Origin of the sequence: Geothrix rubra (assembly GCF_030268065.1) — a bacterium.
Classification (GTDB): Bacteria; Acidobacteriota; Holophagae; order Holophagales; family Holophagaceae; genus Geothrix; species Geothrix rubra.
Genome location: NZ_BSDD01000002.1, coordinates 577878 through 599866, shown reverse-complemented (window position 1 = coordinate 599866; position 21989 = coordinate 577878). Strand labels below are relative to the sequence as shown.

The 21989-nt window shown below is 71.0% G+C and carries 17 protein-coding genes; 6 read left to right on the top strand and 11 right to left on the bottom strand.

Features of this window, described 5'->3' with window-relative positions:
- Position 1 precedes the first annotated feature (1 nt).
- The 7 genes from QSJ33_RS07495 to dnaK all read right to left on the bottom strand — a co-directional run bounded on the left by QSJ33_RS07495 (position 2) and on the right by dnaK (position 8824).
- Complete coding sequence (locus QSJ33_RS07495; protein ID WP_285724147.1) at positions 2 to 1057, bottom strand: SAM-dependent methyltransferase; 1056 nt, start codon at positions 1055 to 1057, stop codon at positions 2 to 4.
- Complete coding sequence (locus tag QSJ33_RS07490) at positions 1054 to 3621, bottom strand: MMPL family transporter (protein ID WP_285724146.1); 2568 nt, start codon at positions 3619 to 3621, stop codon at positions 1054 to 1056. The genes QSJ33_RS07495 and QSJ33_RS07490 overlap by 4 nt, the downstream gene beginning before the upstream one ends.
- On the bottom strand, positions 3618 to 4463 hold the full coding sequence (locus QSJ33_RS07485; protein WP_285724144.1) for a P-loop NTPase family protein: 846 nt from the start codon (positions 4461 to 4463) through the stop codon (positions 3618 to 3620). The genes QSJ33_RS07490 and QSJ33_RS07485 overlap by 4 nt, the downstream gene beginning before the upstream one ends.
- Positions 4464 to 4501: 38 nt before the next feature.
- The gene (locus QSJ33_RS07480) at positions 4502 to 5365 is read right to left on the bottom strand and encodes a sigma-70 family RNA polymerase sigma factor (RefSeq protein WP_285724142.1); all 864 of its coding nucleotides are present in this window, start codon (positions 5363 to 5365) and stop codon (positions 4502 to 4504) included.
- Between the two features lie 55 nt (positions 5366 to 5420).
- Positions 5421 to 5801, bottom strand: a complete 381-nt coding sequence (locus QSJ33_RS07475; RefSeq protein ID WP_285724140.1) for a MerR family transcriptional regulator — start codon at positions 5799 to 5801, stop codon at positions 5421 to 5423.
- Positions 5794 to 6858, bottom strand: a complete 1065-nt coding sequence (locus tag QSJ33_RS07470) for a J domain-containing protein (RefSeq protein ID WP_285724138.1) — start codon at positions 6856 to 6858, stop codon at positions 5794 to 5796. Before QSJ33_RS07470 ends, QSJ33_RS07475 begins: the two co-directional genes overlap by 8 nt.
- A gap of 79 nt (positions 6859 to 6937) precedes the next feature.
- Positions 6938 to 8824 (bottom strand): molecular chaperone DnaK, encoded by a 1887-nt coding sequence (dnaK, locus tag QSJ33_RS07465; protein WP_285724136.1) that lies wholly within the window; start codon positions 8822 to 8824, stop codon positions 6938 to 6940.
- A gap of 153 nt (positions 8825 to 8977) precedes the next feature.
- Between dnaK and QSJ33_RS07460 the strand changes: the two genes are divergently transcribed.
- Positions 8978 to 9169 (top strand): DNA gyrase inhibitor YacG, encoded by a 192-nt coding sequence (locus QSJ33_RS07460; RefSeq protein ID WP_285724133.1) that lies wholly within the window; start codon positions 8978 to 8980, stop codon positions 9167 to 9169.
- A 4-nt stretch (positions 9170 to 9173) separates the two neighbouring features.
- Here QSJ33_RS07460 and QSJ33_RS07455 read toward each other — a convergent pair whose 3' ends face one another.
- A complete protein-coding gene (locus QSJ33_RS07455) occupies positions 9174 to 10124 on the bottom strand; it encodes a glycosyltransferase (RefSeq protein WP_285724131.1) in 951 nt (316 codons plus the stop codon).
- 57 nt (positions 10125 to 10181) lie between these two features.
- On the opposite strand from QSJ33_RS07455, the gene QSJ33_RS07450 reads away from it, so the two are divergent.
- Complete coding sequence (locus QSJ33_RS07450; protein ID WP_285724130.1) at positions 10182 to 10901, top strand: response regulator transcription factor; 720 nt, start codon at positions 10182 to 10184, stop codon at positions 10899 to 10901.
- A 49-nt stretch (positions 10902 to 10950) separates the two neighbouring features.
- Here the strand turns inward: QSJ33_RS07450 and QSJ33_RS07445 are convergent, their stop codons facing one another.
- Both QSJ33_RS07445 and QSJ33_RS07440 read right to left on the bottom strand, forming a co-directional pair.
- The gene (locus QSJ33_RS07445) at positions 10951 to 12144 is read right to left on the bottom strand and encodes a hypothetical protein (protein ID WP_285724128.1); all 1194 of its coding nucleotides are present in this window, start codon (positions 12142 to 12144) and stop codon (positions 10951 to 10953) included.
- A gap of 64 nt (positions 12145 to 12208) precedes the next feature.
- Complete coding sequence (locus QSJ33_RS07440; RefSeq protein WP_285724126.1) at positions 12209 to 14587, bottom strand: PAS domain S-box protein; 2379 nt, start codon at positions 14585 to 14587, stop codon at positions 12209 to 12211.
- A gap of 444 nt (positions 14588 to 15031) precedes the next feature.
- Here QSJ33_RS07440 and uppS point away from each other — a divergent pair, with 444 nt between their 5' ends.
- The 4 genes from uppS to QSJ33_RS07420 are packed head-to-tail and all read left to right on the top strand — an operon-like array spanning position 15032 to position 18907.
- Entirely contained in the window at positions 15032 to 15718 is a 687-nt protein-coding gene (gene uppS / locus QSJ33_RS07435) for a polyprenyl diphosphate synthase (RefSeq protein ID WP_285724124.1), read from the top strand.
- Positions 15718 to 16605, top strand: a complete 888-nt coding sequence (locus QSJ33_RS07430) for a phosphatidate cytidylyltransferase (RefSeq protein WP_285724122.1) — start codon at positions 15718 to 15720, stop codon at positions 16603 to 16605. Before uppS ends, QSJ33_RS07430 begins: the two co-directional genes overlap by 1 nt.
- On the top strand, positions 16602 to 17759 hold the full coding sequence (gene dxr, locus QSJ33_RS07425; RefSeq protein ID WP_285724120.1) for a 1-deoxy-D-xylulose-5-phosphate reductoisomerase: 1158 nt from the start codon (positions 16602 to 16604) through the stop codon (positions 17757 to 17759). The genes QSJ33_RS07430 and dxr overlap by 4 nt, the downstream gene beginning before the upstream one ends.
- A gap of 14 nt (positions 17760 to 17773) precedes the next feature.
- On the top strand, positions 17774 to 18907 hold the full coding sequence (locus QSJ33_RS07420; RefSeq protein ID WP_285724119.1) for a M50 family metallopeptidase: 1134 nt from the start codon (positions 17774 to 17776) through the stop codon (positions 18905 to 18907).
- A 135-nt stretch (positions 18908 to 19042) separates the two neighbouring features.
- Here the strand turns inward: QSJ33_RS07420 and QSJ33_RS07415 are convergent, their stop codons facing one another.
- The gene (locus QSJ33_RS07415; RefSeq protein ID WP_285724118.1) at positions 19043 to 21970 is read right to left on the bottom strand and encodes a WD40/YVTN/BNR-like repeat-containing protein; all 2928 of its coding nucleotides are present in this window, start codon (positions 21968 to 21970) and stop codon (positions 19043 to 19045) included.
- Between the last annotated feature and the right edge of the window lie 19 nt (positions 21971 to 21989).

Here is a 21989-nt window from a genome sequence, read left to right as displayed (position 1 = left end):
CTCAGCCCTTCCACCCCTCCAGCACCCGGAACCGACTCCCCATCTGGCCCGGCAGGGTGAGCTGCAGGAGGTTCTCCATGCGCTTGAGGCGCTGGGCCTCGGGCAGGGCCATCCAGCCGGCGCCCCATTCGTCCAGGGGGGCGTGGGTGCGGATCCACTTGCTCAGCTCGACGTGCGCCAGCTCCTTCAGGCCCTGGCCTTCGAGCAGGTGCGCCAGGCGCGTGAAGTCCACGTCGGCGGTGAGGTCCGCCTCGCCCAGGTCCTCGTGCCACTTCCCGTCCACGGTGTGGGCCTTGAAGCGGCGCAGGTCGGCGCCCTTGGCCAGCAGGCGCGCCGCGGACTCGCCGTAGTCGATGGTGAGGAAGAGGCCCGCCGTCAGCGGCGCGGCCAGGTCGTGCACCAAGCCGGGCAGGGCCTCGCACCAGAGGCTGCCGTCGCCGGGCTCCAGGCCGTCGGAGTGCTGCGTGAACCAGGCGCCGGCCGCGCCGGGCTCGGCGGCCTGCCACTCGGGCCCCTCCGCCGCGAGCACCTCGCGCACCCAGCGGGTTCCATCCCAGCGCCAGGGCTGGGCGGGCAGGGCATCGAAGAGCTCGTTGCTGAAGACGCAGCCGAGGAACGGCTCCAGGGGCTCCGTTTCGGCGGCCAATCGCGCGCGATTGGCCGCGAGGAAAGGCGCAAGGGCGGTCTTCGCCGCCATCTTCGCCGCCGGATTGTCGTCGCGGTGGACGTAGACCAGGGCCTCGGCGAAGGGACCGGACACGGCGTTCAGGAGGTCCCGCCCCAGCCAGCCGCGGCCAGCGCCGGGCTCCAGGGCCGTGAAGCGCGCGGGCCGCCCCAGCCGCTCCCAGGCCGCCTCCAGGCGCAGGGCCAGGGTCTGGCCCAGCAGCGGGCCCAGGTCCAGGGCCGTGTAGTAGTCCTTCCCGTCGAAGCCCCAGGGGCCTTCGGCTCGCCGGTAGTAGCCGTGGTCCGGGTCGTAGAGGGCGAGGGCCATCACCTCGGCGGCGGGCACGGGGGCCTCGGCCACCCGGGCGGCCAGGCGGGACTGCAGGGGATTCATCGGGGACGCTCCTTCGGCCGCTTCTCCAGCGGCCACTTCGCCAGCAGGACGGGCAGCAGCCACTGGGTGAGGGCCAGGGCCAGGGCCACGCCGCCCAGGCAGGCGAGGCCGAGGCCCCGCAGGCCCCGGTAGCCGCTGAAGACCATGCCGCCGAAGCCGGCCAGGGTGGTGCCGGCGCAGACGGCGTTCACGCGGGCCACCCGCCGGGGGGCGTCGGCTTCGGCCCGGGCCCGGTGCAGCAGGTTGAAGGCCGTGTCCACGCTCACGCCCAGGGCGATGGGGATGGCCATCAGGGAGAGGAACGTCAGGGGCTCCCCGGCCCAGCCCAGGGCCCCGAAGACGCCCGCCTGGCTGGCCGCCAGGGGCACCACGGCCAGCGCCGCGAAGCGCAGGCTCCGCCCGAAGAGGGCGATCACGGCGAAGATGCCGGCCAGGGCCAGCAGCACCGCCTGGCGCACGGCATCCTTGGCGATGTCCTTCACCACCCGGAAGAGGGGCTGCGTGCCCACGAAGCGGCCCCCGGCGGCCTCCACCGCCGGCGTCAGGCGGTTGAGGGTGGCCTCGTCCAGGCGCAGGGGGAGGGTCAGGGCCGGAGGCAGGGGCGCGGGCCGGGGGGTCCCCCGCAGGGCATCCCAGAGGTTCCAGGCGCGGGCCGGATCCGGCTGGTCCGAGCGGGGCAGCAGGGCCTGCAGCGCCCGCACGGGGAACACGGGATCCGACGCGGCCGTGCCCAGGGCCGTGAGGGGGCCTTCCAGGGCCACGGGATCCAGGCCGGCCTTGGCCGCCTCGTCGAGCACCCGCCGGCGCCAGGTCTCCGATCCCAGCGTGTGGCGAAGCTCGGGATCGAGGCTCTTCCAGTCGGGCATGGGCACGCCCGCTTCGCGGAGGAGCGGGCTCAGCCGGTTCCAGCGGGCGGGCAGGCGGTCCGGATCCTCCAGGGGGATCTGCAGGGCCAGGGGCTGGAGGCTGGCCCCCAGGGTCTTCGTGAGGCGTTCCTGGAGGGTGAGGGCGGGGTTGCCCTGGGCCCGGAAGCGGCGGAGGTCCTCCTGCCAGCGGGTGCGGGGGGCACCGAGGAGGGCCAGGGCCAGCAGGGCCAGGGCCGCCCAGGGCGCCCAGCGCCGGCGCCTCGGCAGGGCCGCCGGCGGGCCGGGGGCGAAGGTGCCGCGGCCATGGTCGAGCCCGAGCAGGAGCGGCGGCAGCAGGAGGAAGGTGGCCGCGAGGCAGGCCAGCAGGCCCAGGCCCGTGGTGAGGCCCAGGTCGCGGATGCCGGGGAAGGGCGCGAAGGCCAGGGCCAGGAAGGCGAAGGCGGTGGAGAGGGCGCCCGCCACCACGCCCGGGCCCGTGCCCAGGAGGGCGGCGCGCAGGGCCCGCACCTTGCCGCGCCCGGCCCGGCGCTCATCCCGGTAGCGGCTGAAGAGGAGGATGCCCACGTCGTCCCCCACGCCCAGCAGCACGGCGCCGAAGCCCGCGGCCATGAGGTTGAGCCGCCCCAGCACCCAGCCCGTGAGGCCCAGGGCCCAGATCATGCCCACCAGCAGGGGCCCCATGACGAAGCCGTAGCCCGCCAGGGTGCGGAAGCCCAGCCAGTAGACGAGGCCGATGAGGACGAAGCTGAGGGCCAGGCTGAGGGCCACCTCCCGGGAGAGGCGGCTGGATTCCCAGGCCGTGATGGCGTGGGCGCCCGTCACTTCGAGGGGGAAGGGCCGGTCCGCCGTGGGCCCCAGGGCTGCTGCGGCCTCCTGCAGGCTGGCCCGGGCGGGCAGGGGGCCCCGGGCGCCCCGCCCCAGCCAGAGGAGGACCCGCTGGGTGGCCCGGGTGTCCGTGGCGGGGAAGCCCGCCACCAGGGGCACCAGCACCATGCGGCCGTCCTTGGTCTCGAAGTAGCCGGTGCGCATGCGGAGGCTGAAGGCCCGGCCCAGTTCCCGGGCCTTGCCCATGCCCTCGCCATCCTGCGGCGCGAGCTCCCGCAGACCCAGGGGATCGAGCCGGGCCAGGGCCGCCTGCAGCGGTTCGGGCGAGCGGAGGGCCCGGGCCGTGGCCGCCAGGCGCCGCGCCACTTCGGCGGGATCCTTCAGGGGGCCGAGGCGGTCGCCCAGCCACGCCGGAGCCAGGGTGTAGAGGGTCTCCGTGGTGAGGCGGCCCGCGGCCGGATCCCCCTCGGGGATCGCGCCCACCGCCAGCAGGGCGGGCCAGGGGCTCACCCCGCCGGGCCCCGGGACGGGCACGGGATCCGAGAGGCGACCCTCCGCAGCCAGACCGTTCATGGGCAGGTTGCCCCGGGTCAGGAGGCGGTCCACCAGGTCCTCCGCCCAGGCGCGACGGTCGTCCAGGTTCGCGTCGTTGCCCTCGGCCACCAGCCACAGCAGCTCCTGCTGGCCCACGCCGGCCTCCAGGTTGGCGCGCACGGCGGGGTTCTGGGTGGGCAGGAGGCTCATGAGGTCCAGGGCCCGCTCCACCCGCAGGGTGCCCCAGCCCAGCAGGAGGGTGAGGCCGGCCACCACCGCCCAGAGCGCCGGCGTGCGGGTGAGGTGGAGGCGGAGCAGGCGCCTCAGCAGTCGCCTCATGGCCTCGCCAGCCGGTCGATCCACGGCTTGAGGGCGGGCACCATCTCCACGCGCTCGGCCCCGCGCAGCCGCTCGAGGAGGCTGGCGTCGTCCAGCCGGGCGAGGGGGTGGCCCTCGCGCCGCTCCAGGGCCTCGGGCGGCACCGCGGCCGTGAGCAGCGTGGGCAGCTCCTCGCTGTAGCGGTGGTCCACCAGCTGGGCCAGGGCCGCGGCCACGCGGATGTCCGAGTCCATGCGGTCCCAGTCGTCCAGCAGCAGCAGGCCCGGGGTCTCCAGGGGCTCGATCAGGTCGCGCACGCTCTGGAAGGCCTGGTTCTGGTAGCTCCGCACGTCATAGTAGGCGTCCTTGATGGCCTGGCTGAGGGCGCGGACGGAGACGTACCGGACGCTCCGTCCCGTGCGCTCGGACCAGGCCCGCAGGGCGGCGGCGGCCAGGGTGCTCCGGCCGCTCTGGGCGGGGCCGTGGATCCACCACAGCTCCCAGCCGTGGCGGAACCGGTGCTTGCCGCTGGTGGCCCACTGGGCCAGGCCCTCGGCGCCGGCCGGACGGATGCCGTGCTCCGGCCGGCGGCGCAGGGCCTGGAGCAGCTTGCCCAGCTCCTCGCGTCCTTCCACCTCGCCCACCTCGTCGAGGGGACGGGCCAGGAGGTCCTCCAGGTCGCCCACCCGGTCCAGGAGGGTGCGCGCGTGGCTGGCCTGGGCGTTGTTCCACCATTTCCAGAACCGCGTGAAGTCGGCCTCGCGGTACCGGGCGGGCAGGCCCACCTCGGCGGCATCCTGCTGTCCCTCGGGCGTGCAGCCGCAGATCCGGGCCGGCTTCAGCGGGTCCGGGTCCAGGATCACGCCCCGCCCCTGGCAGCGGGGGCAGTCCGGCCTTCCCTTCACGGCGTCTCCCCCCGCAGGAAGCCGCCCAGCACCTCGCGGCGCCGCTCCCGGATGCGCGCGAAGGCCCGCTCCTCCAGCTGCCGCACCCGCTCGCGGGAGATGGGCGGATCGAAGCGCTTGCCGATCTGCTCCAGGGTGAGGGGATCGTCGCCGTTCAGGCCGAAGTGGAGCGAGATGATGGTGCGCTCCTTCTCGCTGAGGGACGCCAGGCTGGCCTCGATCTGCTCGAGGAAGGCCTCCTGGTTGAGGGTGTGCATGGCGGAGGGCTCCACCTCCTGCTCCAGGCTGTCCCCCACGGTGAGGTCCGAGTCGCCGAGGCCCTGCTCTGTGGACACGGTGGAGGTGGTCTGCTGGAGGAGCTGGAGCCGCTCCACCTCCTCCAGGCTGAGGTGCGCGGCGTCGGCGATCTCCTGCTGGAGGGGCGTCCGGCCCAGTTCCTGGCTCAGGCGCTGGGTCACGCGGTTGAGCTGCACCAGGTGGCCCGCCACCTTCTGGGGGAGGCGGATCTTGTTCCCGTGCTCGGCCAGGGCGTGGAAGATGGCCTGCCGCACCCACCAGGAGGCATAGGTGAGGAACTTGTTCAGCCGGTCGGGGTCGAAGCGCTTCGCCGCCTCGATGAGGCCCAGGTTCCCCTCGCTGATGAGGTCCAGCAGGTCCAGGCCCATCCCTTCGAACTTCCGCGCCTCCTTCACCACGAAGCGGAGGTTGCCCTCCACGAGCCCGCGCAGGCCCTCGGGATTGCGGTCGTTCTGCCACATCCGGCCGTACTTCCGCTCCTCCTCCGCCGTGAGCAGCGGAAGGTGGCGGATGGAATCGAAGTACTTGTCGAGCGATCGCTCTTCGAGATGCCGGAGGGGCACGGATCACCTTGGGGGAGGGTCCAGCATAGCAAGCCCGGCCCCCCCGCCATCGCGTTCAGGACCGTTTGCGCAATCCGTGGTGGGTCAGCTTCACCAGCCCGGTGGCCGCGGCCGTGGGGTGGGGCACATCCTTGAGCCCCGCGGCCTCCATGGCCTGCACCATGCGCTCCAGATCCTCCTGCAGCCGGTTCAGGCGGTCCCGCAGGTTCAGCACCACCTCCACCCCCGCCAGGTTCACCCCCAGGTCCCGGGTGAGGTTGAGGATGAATTCCAGACGCTCCAGATCCTCGTCGCTGTAGAGGCGGGTCTTCCCTTCCGTGCGGCTGGGGCAGAGCAGGCCCTCCCGTTCGTAGAGACGCAGCGTCTGCGGATGCACCCCGTAGCGGGTGGAGACCACCCCGATCATGTAGGCGCCCATCCTCGGATCTTTAGCCATGGTGCCCTCGTTGCGCGTGGACCGCGGCGTCGTTCAGCTCCGCCAGCTCCCGCAGCAGTTCCTTGCTCCGCTCGTCCTGCACCTGGGGCGTGACCACCTGGATCTCGGCGAAGAGATCCCCCCGGTGGGCGGACTTGGGAATCGGCATGCCCTGGCCCTTCAGCCGGAGCCGGGCGCCGGTCTGGGTGCCGGGGGGCACCTTGATGGTGGCGTGGCCCTCGGGCGTGGGCACCTCCACCTTGGCCCCCAGGGCCACCTCGCTGAAGCTCACGGGCAGGCGGACGTAGAGGTTGGCCCCCTTCCGTTCGAAGCGGGCGTCGGCCTCCATGCCGATCTGGAGGAAGAGGTCCCCCGGCCCGCCGCCGCGGCGGCCGGCCTCGCCCTTGCCCGGCACCCGCAGACGGGCCCCGTCCTCCACGCCCGGCGGGATGGCGATGGTGACCGTCTCCTGGCGGGGATGGCGCCCCGTGCCCTGGCAATCGGGGCAGGGCGGCACGCGGACGCCCCGGCCGCCGCAGTCCGGGCAGGTGCGCCCCAGGGCCAGGAAGCCCCCGCCGCCCCCCACCCGGCCCTTGCCCTGGCAGGTGCGGCAGGTCTCCTGCTTCCGCCCCGATTCTCCCGTCCCCCGGCAGGCCAGGCAGGGTTCCGAGCGGTTGATCCGGAGGGACAGGCGCGTCCCCTCGAAGGCTTCGCGGAAGCCCAGGCGCACGGCATGGACCAGGTCCTCGCCCCGCTCCGGCCCATGGCGGTTGGGCCGGCCGCCGAAGCCCGTGAAGAGGTCCTCGAAGGAGAATCCCCCGCCGCCCTGGAAGCCCGGCGGCACCTGGGTCCCCGGCCCCGCGGGATCGCCGTAGGTGTCGTAGTTCTTCCGTTTCTCGGGATCGGAAAGCACCTCGTTGGCCTCGGTGAGCTGCTTGAAGGCCGCCTCGGCCTTGGCATCGCCAGGGTTCAGGTCCGGGTGGTGCTTCCGCGCCAGCTTCCGGTACGCCTTCTTGATGTCCTCCTCCGAGGCCGACCGGGGGACGCCCAGGATCTTGTAGTAGTCGGGGTGGGACATGGTCTTTAGTCTAGGACACTAAGATTTCTTTTAGCCACAAAAAGGGGGAGCCCAGGAGCTCCCCCTTTTTGTGGAAGGACTAACTGACGACTTCGGCGTCGATCACGTTGTCGTCGCCCTTCTTCTCCTCGCCCGCGGGAGCTCCAGGGGCGCCGCCTGCGGGCGGCTCCTGCTTGTAGAGGCTCTCGGCCAGTTTGTGGCTCTTGGCGGTGAGGTTCTCCAGGGCCTTCTTGATGCGGTCCTTGTCCAGGCTGGCGAGGGCCTCCTTGGCCTCGACCACGGCCGCCTCCGCCTCCTTCTTGTCGGCCTCGGGCAGCTTGTCGCCGTTCTCCTTCAGGAGCTTCTCCACCTGGTAGACCATCTGGTCGAGGTGGTTCTTCTCCTCCAGCAGGGCCTTGCGGGACTCGTCCTCGGCCTTGTGGGCCTCGGCATCACGCACCTTGGCCTCGATCTCCTCCTTGGAGAGGCCCGTGCTGCCCGTCAGCGTGATGCTGGCGTCCTTGCCCGTGCCCTTGTCCTTGGCGGTGACGTGGACGATGCCGTTGGCGTCGATGTCGAAGACCACCTCGATCTGCGGCATGCCGCGGGGGGCCGGGGCGATGTTCCCCAGGTGGAACTGGCCCAGGAGCTTGTTGCCCTCCACCACCGGCCGCTCGCCCTGGAACACCTCGATGTCCACGCCGGGCTGGTTGTCCACGGCCGTGGTGTAGATCTCCGAGCGCTTGGTGGGGATGGTCGTGTTGCGGGGGATGATGACGCTCATCTGGCCGCCGTTGGCATTGATGCCCAGGCTCAGGGGCGTCACGTCGAGGAGCAGCACGCCCTTCACGTCGCCGGCCAGCACACCGGCCTGCACGGCGGCGCCCACGGCCACCACCTCGTCGGGGTTCACGCTCTTGTTGGGCTCCTTGCCGAAGATGGCCTTCACCATCTCCTGCACCTTGGGGATGCGGGTGGAGCCGCCCACCAGCACCACCTCGTCGATCTCGTGGTGGGCCAGCTTGGCGTCCTTCACCGCGTTCTCGCAGGGGACCTTCAGCTTCTGGAGGATGGGCTCGATCATCAGCTCGAACTTGGCGCGGCTGAGGGTCTGGTTGATGTGCTTGGGACCGCTGGCGTCCGCCGTGATGTAGGGCAGGCTGATGTCGGTCTGGGTGGTGCTGGAGAGCTCGATCTTGGCCTTCTCCGCGGCCTCCTTGAGGCGCTGCATGGCGTCCGCCTGCTTGCGCAGGTCGATGCCCTCGGCCTTCTGGAACTCGTCGGCCAGCCAGTCGATGATGGCCTGGTCCACGTTGTCGCCGCCCAGGTGGGTGTCGCCGTTGGTGGACTTCACCTCCACCACGCCCTCGGACACCTCGAGGATGGAGATGTCGAAGGTGCCGCCGCCGAAGTCGAAGACGGCGATGGTGCCGTCCTTCTTCTTGTCGAGGCCGTAGGCCAGGGCCGCGGCCGTGGGCTCGTTCACGATGCGCTTCACGTCAAGCCCGGCGATGGCCCCGGCGTCCTTGGTGGCCTGGCGCTGGGCGTCGTTGAAGTAGGCGGGCACGGTGATGACGGCCTCGGTGACCTTCTCGCCCAGGTAGGCCTCGGCGGCCTCCTTCATCTTCGTCAGCACCACGGCGCTGATCTCCTCGGGGCTGAGGCGCTTGTCGTTGACCACCACGGCGCAGCCGCCCTTCTCCGCCCGCTCCACCTTGTAGGGCACCAGCTTCTGCTCCTTCTCGGAGTCGGCGAAGGGCAGGCCCATGAAGCGCTTGATGGAGTAGATGGTGCTCTTGGGCTGGGCCACGGCCTGCCGCTTGGCGGAGACGCCCACCAGCCGCTCGCTGGTCTTGGGGTTGAAGCCCACCACGGACGGGGTGGTGTTCGCCCCCTCGGGGTTCGGGATCACCTTGGGCTGTCCGCCCTCCATGACGGCCACGCAGCTGTTGGTGGTGCCCAGGTCGATGCCAATGATCTTGCCCATGTCTTGCCTCCAGGTTCCGGTGACGGTGCCGGGCGGGGGTCGCCCCGATCCTCCATGGTAGGGGAGGCGACGGGTCTGTCAATGGAATCTTCTAAAATTGACTAATATTTTCTTCTCATCCTGTTTCCATGCCTCCATGGATAAGCTGGGAACATGATGGTTCGCCCCTGTCCCCTCTGCCGCACCCCCACCTCCTGGGAGGGAAACCCCTGGAAGCCCTTCTGCTCGGAGCGCTGCCAGACCCGGGACCTGGGGGCCTGGGCCAGCGAGCGCTACGCGATCCCCGACCGTCCCGCCCAGGAGGAAGGGGAGGGGTGGAGCGGCGAAGACGAGGCAGGGGAGTAGGCCGCTACTTGGACTGGTGGACCTTCTTCACCATGTACCGGGGCCGGTCCCGCACCTCCTGGTAGATGCGGCCGATGTACTCGCCCAGCAGGCCGAAGGCGATGAACTGGGCCCCCACGAAGAAGAAGAGCAGGGCGAAGAGGCTGAACACGCCCCCCACGGTGCCCTCGGGGTGGAGGAACCGGTACGCCATCAGGCCCACGAAGAGGGCGAACCCCAGGAAGGCGATGAGGACGCCGACCACGGAGAGCATCTGCAGGGGGAGCAGCGAGAAGCTGGTGAGCAGGTCGAACTGGAGGTTGATGAGCTTCCAGAGCCCGTACTTGCTCTCGCCGGCGGCCCGCTCCGCATGGGCCACGGGCACTTCCGTGATGCGCTTGGCGAAGCTGTTGGCCAGGGCGGGGATGAAGCTCGACCGCTCCTTGCACAGCAGCATGGCGTCCACCACCTCGCGGCTGTAGGCCCGGAGCATGCAGCCGTAGTCGTGGAGCTTCACCCCCGTGGTTTTCCGGGTGACGGCGTTGACGATCTTGCTCGGCATGGTGCGGAAGAAGCTGTCGTTCTGCTGCCGGCCCTGGCGCCAGCCGCCCACCACGTCGTAGCCCTCCTCCACCTTGGCCACCAGCTTGGGGATCTCCTCGGGCGGGTTCTGCAGGTCCGCGTCGAGGGTGACGACGATGCGGCCGCGCACCTCGGCGAAGGCCCCGAAGATGGCGCTGTGCTGGCCGTAGTTGCGGTTGAACTCCACGACCTTGACCCGGGGTTCGGCCTTCGCGATCTCCACCAGCATCGCCAGGCTGCGGTCCCGGCTGCCGTCGTCCGTGAACACGATCTCCCAGGGCTTGGCGGGATCCGGGAAGGCCTCCGCCATCACCTTCGAGAGCCGCTCCCACAGGACGGGGATGTTCTCCTCCTCGTTGTAGATGGGGATGACGATGCTGAGGTAGGGCTCCATGGCGACTCCGGGCACAGGGCCATTCTAGTAGGATCGAAGCCAGTCCCCGGAGCCCCCATGGCCGAACCCAAGATCCTGCTGGTGGAAGACGAGCTCAGCCTGGCCGAGGGCATCAAGCTGAACCTCGAACTGGAGGGGCTCCCCTGCACCTGGATCCCCCGGGGGGACGAGGCCCTGAAGCGCATCCTCGCCGAGACCTTCGACCTGGTGATCCTCGACGTGATGCTGCCCGGCATGGACGGCTTCAGCGTCTGCGAGCGGGTGCGCGAGGCCAAGAACTTCACCCCCATCCTCTTCCTCACGGCCAAGAACACCGAGGACGACCGCGTCCACGGCTTCGAGACCGGCGGGGACGACTACCTGGGCAAGCCCTTCCAGGTGCGCGAGCTGCTGCTCCGCGTGCGGGCCATCCTCCGGCGCGAGGCCTGGTACAAGAACCGCGACATGGGCAGCCGCCAGAAGTTCGGGACCAACTGGGTGGACTTCGACAACTTCTGCGGCGAGGGTCCCACGGGCCCGTTCCAGCTGGGCGTGAAGGAGTGCATGATCCTCAAGCTGCTGGTGGAGCGGCCGGGCCAGGTGGTGAGCCGCGCGGACATCCTCGACAAGGTCTGGGGCGAGGACGCCTACCCCACCAGCCGCACCGTGGACAACTTCATCGTCCGCATCCGCCGCGCCATCGAGGAGGACCCCCACCACCCGCGCTGGGTCCACACGATCCGCAGCGTCGGCTACCAGTTCGATCCCGAGGGCAAGCAGCGGCGCGGCGAGGACTAAACGGAGAAGGGGGCGCCGCGGCGCCCCCTTCTCGTCCTCCGGATCCGGCTCACTTCACCTCGAACCCGCGGCTCCGGCCCAGCTTCCCGAAGGCCGCCATCTGTTCGGGGAGTGTGGCGGCGGGGGGCAGCAGCTTCACGTCGGCCAGGATGGCGCGCTTCTCGTCGCCCTTGCTGAACTTGCTCTCGCCCATGACGGGCTGCATCCCGGGCAGCAGGGGCAGGGCCGCGGGGGCGCCCTCGGGGGCCTTGGCCGCCGCGATGTCGGCGGCATGGTCCAGCAGGCCGAAGCCCAGGCGGCCCTGGTCGGCTCCGGCCGAGGGGACCAGGCGGCGCAGGTCCAGCCACCCCATGCCCGGATCGCGGAGCACCTCGAGGTCGTCGCGGTCCAGCCAGGTGACCAGGCCGCCGAGGGCCTTGGTCGGCCCGGGATCAGGCAGCAGCCGCATCTTCTTCTCGCCCTTGACCACCACTTCCTGGGGGGTGTCCTCCACATAGTGCATGGCCTGTGTCACCCAGAACGCCAGGACGGCCTTCTGCTCGTGGAAGCCCTCGGGGGCCTTGGGGGCCTTGGCCTTCCGGGCCTTCTTGCCCTTGGCGGCCTCGGGCTCGGCCCAGGTGGGCGCCGCGGCATCCACCTTGGGATCGAAGAGGAGGCCGCGCACCCGCGCCAGCCGGCCCTCCAGTCCCTTGGTGGCGGCATCCCCGGTGCGGGTTCCGGCCTTGGTGGCCGCCAGGGCCAGGGAGCGCAGGCCCTTCCAGTTGCCCTCCATCAGGACCTTCTTCCCGTCGGCGCCATAGGGACCCTGATTGGCATAGAAGGCCGCCAGGTAGGCCTCCACGGGGGCGAGTCCCTCCTTGGCCTTGTCCGGCAGGGCCTCCTTCGTGCCCACCAGCGCCTCGAGGGCGTCGCGGACCTCGACGGCCCGGGGATGGCTGCGGTAGTAGCCCAGCTCGTGGGCGGCCAGGGCCGCGCGGTCCAGGTCGTAGGCGTACTTGCGCTGGGTGGGGCGCCACTGGTCGAAGGGCTTCGCCTCCGGCGCGGCGGTCTTCACCTCCGGCGCGGGCGCCTGGGCCTCGGCGGCGGGGGCCTGGGCCTCCGGTTTCACCGCGGGCTCGGGCTTGAGCGCCTGGGGTTTGGCCTCCGGGGCCACGGGGGCGGGGGCGGGAGGCGGTTCCGGGGGAGGGGTCTGGGCGAGGAGCCCCGACCCGACGATGAGTGCCATGACCCAGCTGCGCTGCATAACGCTCCTCCTCGGAGATGACGGGCTGTTGTGGAAGCCCCTCATTATGCCCCAAGGCCGGGCGTCACGCCTCGATCGGAGTCTCTACCAGCGATTCGAGACTCTGCTTGAGCTGGCGTAGATCGAAAGGCTTACCCAGGTGCGGCACGCCGTTCGTCTCGAGGAAGGTCCGGGTCTGCGCGTCGAAGGCATCGCCGGTGGTGAAGAGGATGCGTCGCGTCATCCCTGTCCGGTTCGCCTTCAGCCAATCGAAGAGGTCCATCCCGGAGAGCCCGGGCATGCGGATGTCGGAGACGATGAAGTCGAACGCGTCGGACTGCTCCAGGTGGCGCACGGCCTCCTCGCCCTGGGTGCAGGCGACGGCCTCCACGCCCCAGGCGGTCAGGGCGTCCACCAGGCACTCCAGCAGGAAGCTCTCGTCGTCCACGACGAGGGCCTTGCGCCCGCCGAGCCCCGCGGCCGGGACCGGGGCGGCCGCGGGCACCGGGACCGCGGGCAGTTCCAGCAGGAAGGCGTTCCCCAGGCCGTCCTGGCTGCGGACCGTGAGCCGTCCGCCGTGCTGGCGGGCGATGGTCTCAGCCACGGGCAGGGCCAGGCCCTCCGTGGACGTGGCCGAGGCCGGGTCGAAGAGCCCCGCCAGCTGCCCCTCCTGGAGGGCCGGGCCGGAGTCCTGGACCACCACCTGGAGGCTGTCCCCCACGCGACGGCTGGCCACCCGCACCCGCTTCACGGGGCTCAGGGAGACCGACTGGAGGCCGTTCAGGAAGAGGTTGGTGAGGGCCTGGAAGAGGAGGGCCCGGTCCAGCGAGGCCTCGGGCAGGCCCTCCTCGAGGTTCAGCTCCAGGTTGGCCCCCATGCGCTGGGCCTTGAGTTCCGCGAACCGGGCGGCCTCCTGGATCACCTCGTTCAGCTGGACCGCCCCCCGGTGGGGGGCCGGCGGGTTCAGGACCGTCTGGAGCGGCAGCAGCAGGGCCTGCACGGATTCCACCGCGCGCACCAGGCGCTCCGCCTGCCCGGCCTGGTGGGGATCCAGGGCGGATTCGGCGATCAGCCGGGATTCCAGGAGCACGGGCGTCAGCCGGTTCGCGGCCTCGTGGAAGAGGGCCGGCACCAGGCGCCCCAGGGCCTCGTGCTTCTGGGAGTGCACCAGGCGCTCCTCCAGGGCCTTCTTCTCGCCCAGGTCGCGCACCAGGGCGGAGTAGGCCAGCACGCGGTCGTCCCCGCCCCGCACGGGCGCATAGGTGACGCTGGCCGGGAAGGCCACGCCCCCCTTGCGCAGCCGGGTGGTCTCCATGTCGCGCACGACCTGGCCCCGGCCCACCTGCTGGAGGGCCACCTCCAGCTCCGACAGGAGGCGGTCCGGCGAGAGCTGGGCCATGTTGCGGCCCACGATCTCGGGGCGGGTGTAGCCGAAGATGCGTTCCGCCGCAGCGTTCCAGGTGAGGATCTTGCCGTCGGCGGTGAAGGAGATGACGGCTTCCCCCATGTTCTGGACGAGCCCCTCGAGGTACTTCCGGGTCTTCAGGTTGTCCTGGTTGGCCCGGTCCAGCTGGGTGTAGAGCTGGCTCATCTCCTCGTTCTTCTTCTCCAGGCTCTCCTTGGCCTGCTTCAGCTCCGAGTAGAGCCGGGCGGTCTCCATGTTCGACTTGAGCGCATCCTCCAGCAGCTCCTGGGCGTCCGCCACCTTGCCCGGCACCAGGTCCGCCACGCTCACGTTGCTGTGGCGCAGCACGGTGGCCTCGGAGGACGGGGCGGAAGCCTGCTCCGGCTGGGGCGGCAGCTCCCGGAGGTTGGAGCGCACGTTGGACTCGATGAGGTTGAGCATCTCGTCGAAGTCCTTGATCTTCTTGTCCAGGTGGTACTTCTTGAAGGTGTAGCCCACCGTCTCCCGGGTGATGGCCAGGAAGGTCTCCAGCACGCCGGTGCCCCGGTTGGCCACCGACTCGAAATAGGGGACGCTGCGGAAGTTCAGGCGGCGGTTCATGACGCCCACGGCCATGGCGTCGGGCAGGTCCCGCTTGTTGTACTGGATGACGAAGGGGATCTGCTTGATGTTCAGGCGGTTCGCGTTGAGGTTGTGGTAGAGGTTCGACAGCGAATCGACGTTCTCCTGCATCTTGGCTTCGGCGGAATCCGCCACGAACACCACGCCGTCGGCCCCCCCCAGCACCACCCGGCGGCTGGCGTCGTACTGCACCTGGCCCGGCACGGTATAGATCTGCAGGTGGATGGCATTGCCGTAGATGTAGCCCAGGTTGATGGGCAGCAGGTCGAAGAAGAGGGTCCGGTCCTCCTGGGTGTTCACGGAGAACAGCTCGCCCCGCTGGGTGTCCGTGCACATGGCGTGCAGGGACTGCAAGTTCGTCGTCTTTCCGGACAGACCCGGGCCGTAGTAGACCAGCTTGAGCAGGATCTCATTGGCACGCGTATTGAACTGAACCATGGGCGGTCGCCGGGAAATGGGTGGGAACAAGCCTAGCACGGGGGCTTCCGGGTCCAGCCCCTCCCCGTCTCGTCGGCAACCCCCGTGATAGCATGACCTTTTTCACTTCCGGGGACCCGCGTCCGTGAGCATTCCGACCCACGTGGCCATCATCATCTCGGTATCCCCTACGGGGATACGCGAGGCCGGCCACGCGGAACGGCCTTCTGCCATGGGCACCTGGAGCCCGCGATGACAGCGTCGACCTCCCCGGCCCTCATCCTCTCGGTATCCCCTGCGGGGATGCGCGAGGCCGGCCACGCGGAACGGCCTTCTGCCATGGGCACCTGGAGCCCGCGATGACAGCGTCGACCTCCCCGGCCCTCATCCTCTCGGTATCCCCTGCGGGGATACGCGAGGCCGGCCACGGGGGGCACACCTCCCTTTCCGCCTGTTAGGCCCACGATGAGCATCCCGACCCATGTGGCCATCATCATGGACGGCAACGGCCGGTGGGCGGCCCAGCGGGGCTGGCCCCGGATCAAGGGGCACAAGGCCGGGGTGCAGGCCGTGGAGCGCATCCTCGAGGCCGCCTCGGACGCCGGCATCGGCCACCTGAGCCTCTACGCCTTCTCCACGGAGAACTGGAAGCGTCCCGCCCTCGAGGTGGGGGCCCTCATGGCGCTCCTCCGCATGTACCTGCGGATGTTCGTCTCCAAGCTGGCCCAGAAGGGGATCCGCTTCCACCACCTGGGGTCCCTGGAGGGCATGCCCGCCGGCATCCGCGAGGACATCCGGCGGCTCGAGGCCGCCACCGCCAGCCACACGGGCATGACCTTCCACCTGGCCGTGAACTACGGCAGCCGCCTGGAACTGGTCCAGGCCGCCCGGCGCTGCGTGGCGGATGGCCTGAAGGCCGACCAGGTGGACGAGGGGGCCCTGGCCGCCCGCCTCTGGACCGCCGGGGTGCCGGACGTGGACCTGCTCATCCGCACCAGCGGGGAGCACCGCATTTCCAACTTCCTGCTCTGGCAGTCCGCCTACGCCGAGTTCCACATGACCGACTGCCTCTGGCCCGACTTCGGTCCGGTCCAGCTGCGGGAGGCCCTGGAGGACTACGCCCAGCGGGAACGCCGCTTCGGAGGCCTCTGATGCCCGACCGCACCACGCCCACCGTGGACAAGAGGAACATGACCGTGCGGATCACCACGGGGCTGGTGTTCGCCGTCTTCTTCCTCACCCTGCTCTGGCACGGGGACCGGCCCTGGGCCGCCTGGACCTACCTCACCCTCATGGCCGTGGCCATCCTGGGCGGCGTGCGGGAGATGACCCTCATGGCCCGGGTGCGGGGCTTCAACCCCTCCCTGGCCACGGGCCTCCTGGTGGCCTGGGGCATCCTGGCCCACTTCTTCCTCGTCACCGGCAACTCGGACCCGCTCCCCCTCTGGGCGGTCTTCGCCGGGGGCTTCCTGGTGATCCACTTCGGCGCCCTCTTCTTCGATCCCAAGCTGGAGGAGGCCCTGCCCAGCCAGGCCATCACCTGGCTCGCGGCCCTCACCCTGGGCTTCGGCCTGGGCTTCCAGCAGAAGCTCTTCATGCTCCAGGGCACCCTGCCCAAGACGGGCAGCCGCCTCGTCCTGGCCCTCTTCGTCATCACCTGGCTGGGAGATACCGCCGCCTACTTCGTGGGGACCTTCCTCGGGAAGCACAAGCTGGCGCCCCGGGTGAGTCCCAAGAAGAGCTGGGAGGGCGCCGCGGGCAACCTGGCCGGCAACGTGGCCGGAGCCTTCCTGATGGTCGCCACCGTCTGCACCGAGTGGACCTGGGTGGACGCCGTGGCCCTGGGCCTGCTCATGGGCGTGGCCGGCCAGCTGGGCGACCTGGTGGAGAGCACCTGGAAGCGCAGCGCCGGCGTGAAGGACTCCAACGTGGGCGTCGCCATCCCCGGCCACGGCGGCATCCTGGACCGCGTGGACAGCCTCGTCTTCGCCGCGCCGGTGCTCTACGGGTACGTGCATTTCGTCCTGGGATTCAATTGACCCTCCGCCACCTCGCCCTCCTCGGCTCCACGGGGAGCATCGGCACCTCCACCCTGGACGTGGTCCGGGCCCATCCCGAGGAGCTTGCGGTCGTGGCCCTGGCGGGGGGGCGGAACCGGGACCTGCTCCTGGCCCAGGCCGAGGCCTTCCGGCCCCGGGCCCTGTCCGTGGGCCTGAGGGAGGACGCGGACTGGCTGCGGTCCCGGCTCTCCTACGCGCCGGACCTGCACTGGGGCCCCGAGGGGCTCCTGGCCTGCGCCCTGCATCCGGAAGCCAACACGGTGGTGGCCGCCCTCGTGGGCAGCGCGGGGCTGGCCAGCACGGAGGCCGCCCTGCGGGCCGGCCGCCGGGTCTGCGTGGCCAACAAGGAGTCCCTGGTGGTGGGCGGGGGCCTCATGCACGCGGCGGCCCTGGCCGGAGGTGGCGAACTGCTGCCCGTGGACAGCGAGCACGCGGCCCTGCACCAGCTCCTGGACGGCCGCGACCCGGCCTCCATCCGCGAGGTGCGCATCACGGCCAGCGGCGGCCCCTTCCGGGACTGGCCCCTGGCGCGCCTCCAGGCCGCCACGGTGGAGGAGGCCCTCAACCATCCCACCTGGAAGATGGGGCCCAAGATCACCATCGACAGCGCCACCCTCATGAACAAGGGGCTCGAAGTCATCGAGGCCTCGGTGCTCTTCGGGCTCACGGCGGACCAGGTGGCCGTCACCGTCCACCCCCAGAGCCAGGTGCACGCCATGGTGGGCTTCCGGGATGGCAGCTACCAGCTCCAGGTCTGCGCCAACGACATGAAGCTCCCCATCCAGTACGCCCTCCTCTACCCGGACCAGCGGCCGGGCCCCGTGCCGCCCTACCCCTGGACCGAGGCCCGCACCTGGACCTTCGAGCCCCCGGACCTGGGCCGCTTCCCCTGCCTGGGCCTGGCCTTCGAGGCCCTGCGGGCGGGCGGCACCGCCCCGGCCATCCTCAATGCCGCCAACGAGGTGGCCGTGGCGGCCTTCCTGTCCCGGCGCATCGGCTTCTGGGACATCCAGGCCTGCGACCGGGCCATCCTGGAGACCCTCCCCTCCGAGCCCCTGGACTCCCTGGCCCAGGTCCTGGATGCGGATGCCGCCGCGAGGCGTCATGCTGAAGGGTGGGTCGCGTCCCGCTAGTCCCCAGGGTGTTCATGTCCTTCCGCTCCGCCGCCGTGTTCAGTTCCTCCGCCTGCGCCCTGGCCCTCGTCCAGCTCCACTGGCCGGGGGTGGGGTTCTGGGGGCCCGTCCTCATGCTGGGGGGCCTCATCTTCCTCCACGAGCTGGGTCACTTCCTGGCCGCCAAGCGCATGGGCATGCCCGTGGAGGTCTTCTCCCTGGGCTTCGGGCCCCGCCTGATGGGCTTCCGCTGGAAGGAGACAGATGTCCGCCTGGCGGCCCTGCCCCTGGGCGGCTACGTCAAGCTCGCGGGCTTCAACCCCGAGGAGCCCGGCGCGGAGGATCCCTACGGCTTCCTCAAGCAGCCCGTGTGGCGCCGCATGCTCTTCTACAGCGGCGGCATCCTGTCCAACCTCGCCACCACCCTGGTGCTCTTCACCCTGGTGGGCATCAGCCAGGCCCGGGTGACCAAGGTGCAGGAGACCTGGACCGTGGTGGAGGTGGCGGCCGGCTCCGCCGCCGCCCAGGGCGGGCTGAAGGCGGGCGATGAGATCCAGTCCATCGGCCCCCTGGCCTTCCCCGGCACCACCTGGGAGGACACCGTGGCCTACATCCAGGCCCACCCCGGCCAGCCCATCCCCTTCCGCCTCGTCCGCGACGGGAAGCCCCTCGCCATGGACCTGACCCCCCGGCTGGAGGGCGGCAAGGGCCGCCTGGGCTTCAGCCAGTTCCCCGTGCCCATCCCCCTGGAACGCCGGGCCTTCCGCCCGGGCGACGTGCTCGAGGGCGCCCGCTACGCCGGGATCACCACCTGGCGCCTCACGGGCCAGGTGTTCGCGTTCCTCAAGCGGCTGGTGAGCTTCCAGGCCCGCAGCGGCGAGGTGGCGGGCCCCATCGGCATCATCCGCCAGGGCAGCCAGGCGGCCAAGAGCGGCTGGGAGACCTTCCTCTTCATGTGCGGGGCCATCAGCCTCCAGCTGGCCATCCTCAACGCCTTGCCCATCCCGGCCCTGGACGGCGGCCACATGGCCCTCCTCGCCTTCGAGCGGGTCCGCGGCAAGGACCTCTCCCTCGACCTGAAGGAGAAGATCCTCACCGGCGGCTTCCTCCTGCTGGCCTCCCTCATGGCCCTGGTGATCTTCCTGGACCTGATGAAGCTGCGGAAGTAGGGCGGCCTTCCCCGGAAAAAGGCTCTCCACGAAGGGCACGAAGCAAAGCACCAGGGGCACGAAGGCGAACCCTCGATCCCGAGCCCCCTCATTCGTGTCCTTCGTGGAGATCTTTTGAGATGGGTCTGGCCTCCCTCAGCGCCCCGCCTCCGCCTCGTCGTCGTCGCTGGGCGGCGCATCCTTGGCCTTCTCCACGGGGACCTTGGTGGTCAGCTTCTTCCCGGCGGCCTCCAGGGTGAGCGAGTAGTCGCCCGCCAGGACGAAGGGCCGGCGGCCCGGAGGCAGGTCCTTCCGCAGGGCGGGATCAACCAGCAGGTCCCAGTCCACCCGGTTGAGGCCCGCGGCGCCCGTCACGGTCCACCGGCGCTGCACGACCCCCTTGGCATCGGCCAGGGTCAGGGTGGCGTCCCCGGCCTTCGCCAGGTGGAACCAGAAGGATTCGGCCTTGGGCTCCCGGGTGACGAACCAGGTGGGCCGGTCCTCCTTCCACCAGGCCTGGGCCTGCACCTTGGCCGGCTCGAAGAGGTGGGCGGCCTCGGCCCGCACCGCGGGCGTCAGCGCCTCCAGGGCCCCGATGGGGGCCACCCAGGCGCTGCGGCCGTGGGTGCCCACGACGAGGTCGTGGGCCTGGGGCTGGATGGCCAGGTCATGCACGGGGACGTGGGGCAGGTCCGCGCCCAGGGCCTCCCAGCGCCTCCCGCCGTCCAGGCTGGCGAAGACGCCCAGGTCCGAGCCCGCGAAGAGCAGGTCGGCGTTGGCGGGGTCCTCGCGCACCACGTTCAGGTTCTCCGCCGGGAGGTTGCCGGCGAGAGAAGTCCAGGTGGCGCCGTAGTCCGTGGACCGGAAGATCAGGGCCTCGGCCATGTCGTTCCGGTAGGCGCTGAAGGTGGCGTACACCGTGCCCTCGGCGTGGCTGCTGGGCTCCAGGCGCGTCACCCAGCGGTCCGCGGGCAGGCCCTGGCCGCAGCGGGTCCAGGCGTAGCCGCCGTCCCGGCTCACCCACACCCGGCCATCGTCCGTGCCCGCGTAGAGCAGGCCGAAGCGTTTCGGGCTCTCCACCACCATGGTGAGGGTGCCGAAGGGCACGTTGCCCTGGTGCGGATTCGAGGTGAGGTCCGGGCTGATGCGGGCCCAGGTGGCCCCGCGGTCCAGGCTGCGCAGCACCTCCTGGGCGCCGGTGTAGAGGATGTCGGGGCTGTGGGGCGAGAGGGCCAGGGGTGTCACCCAGTTGAAGCGGTAGGGGCCGTCGCCGAGCTTCGGCTTGGGCTTGATGCCCGTGGGCGCGCCGCCGTCGATGCGCGCCATGGACCCGAACTGGTACTCCGTGTACACCGTCCCGTTCGTCTTCGTGTCCACCTGCACCATGCCGCCGTCCCCGCCGTAGATGGCCTTCCAGCGGTCCTTCTGCTGGCCGGGCTTCAGGGGTTCGGCGGGGCCCGTCATCACGCCGTTGTCCTGCAGCCCGCCGTAGATACGGTAGGGCTCGGCCCGGTCCGTGGCGATGGAATAGAACTGCCCCACGGGCAGGTTCTTCACGGCCCGCCAGGTGCGGCCGCCGTTGGTAGAGACGTTCAGGCCGCCGTCGTTGCCCAGCACGAGGCGGCGGGAGTCCCGGGGATCGATCCAGAGGGCGTGGTGGTCGGGATGCACCGTGTCCCAGTCCTCCCCGTTCATCCCCTTGAAGGTGCGGCCCCCGTCCTCGCTGACGATGGCGGGCATGCCCAGGAGGTAGATGTGCCGGTCGTCCGCGGGGTCCACCCGCACCTGGCCGAAGTAGTAGCCGTAGGTGTAGGTGAACTGCTCCAGCCGGTCCTGGTGCGTGCGGTGCCAGGTGGCGCCGGCGTCCTCGCTGGCGTACAGCTCCGGCCCCACGATGCGGGCGTCGATGAGGGCCCGCTCCGCGTCGCCCAGGGAGGCCAGCAGGCTCTTCACCGTCAGGGTGCCGGCCTTCATCCGGGCCTGCACCTCCTTCGCCGTGACGGAGGCGTCGTAGCCGTTCCGGCGCAGGAAGGCGTCCAGGCGCTTGGGCTCGAGCTTCGCCACCTCCGCTTCGGAGAGGGCGGCCACCCGGGTCGGCGTCAGCGCCTCCGGATCGGCGTAGGGGTCCGGCTCGCCTGCGGGCAGGGGGGTCTGGTTGTCCACGAAGGCGAAGAGCTTCCTCGGGTCCTGGTGGCTCTGGGCCAGGCCGATGCGGCCCACCGTGGCCCCCTCCGGCAGCCCGTGGCCCAGGCGCGTCCAGGTGCGCCCGCCGTCCGTGGTCTTGTAGACGCCCGAACCGGCCCCGCTCTCCAGGAAGTCCCAGGGCTTGCGGTCCTTCTCCCAGAGGGCGGCGTAGAGGGTGTCCGCGTCCTTCCCGTCCTGGATCAGGTCCACCGCGCCGGTGCGGGCCGGGGCCTTCAGCACCTGGGTCCAGGTGCGGCCGCCGTCCGTGGTCTTGAACACGCCCCGCTGGCCGCCCTCCGTGTAGAGGGGGCCCTGGGCCGCCACGTAGACCACGTCGGGGTTCGAGCGGTCCACCACGATGCGGGCGATGCGGTGGCTGTCAGCCAGGCCCGCGGCCTGCCAGGTCCGCCCGCCGTCGAGGGACTTGAAGAGGCCGGCGCCGTCGTAGGTGCTGCGGCTTGCGTTGGCCTCGCCCGTGCCCGCCCAGATGACCCTCGGCACCCCCGGCGCGCCCCACACCACGGCCAAGTCGCCCAGGGCCGCCACGGGGGCCCGGTCGAAGAGGGAGGTCCAGGTGCTGCCCCCGTCCGCCGTGGACCAGAGGCCCCCCGTGGCGAAGGCGACGATCCAGTGCTCGGGCGCCCGGTCGTCCGCCGCGATCTGCACCACGCGCCCCCCCTGGCCCATGGGCCCCACGCAGCGGAAGGGCACGGCCCGGAAGGGACTCGCCGCCTCCAGGGCCACCCGGGCCGCCGCGGCCGCGTCCACCCCGGTCCGGGAGGGCGTGGGCACCTCGGGATGGAACGCCGCCGCCTGCTGGGCCTTGGTCTGGGGCCCCTCGGCCGCCGCCAGGAGCGCGCCGGAAACCGCCAGAACCGCCGTGAGTGCCGTGATCCGCATGGGAACCTCGTGTAGTGAG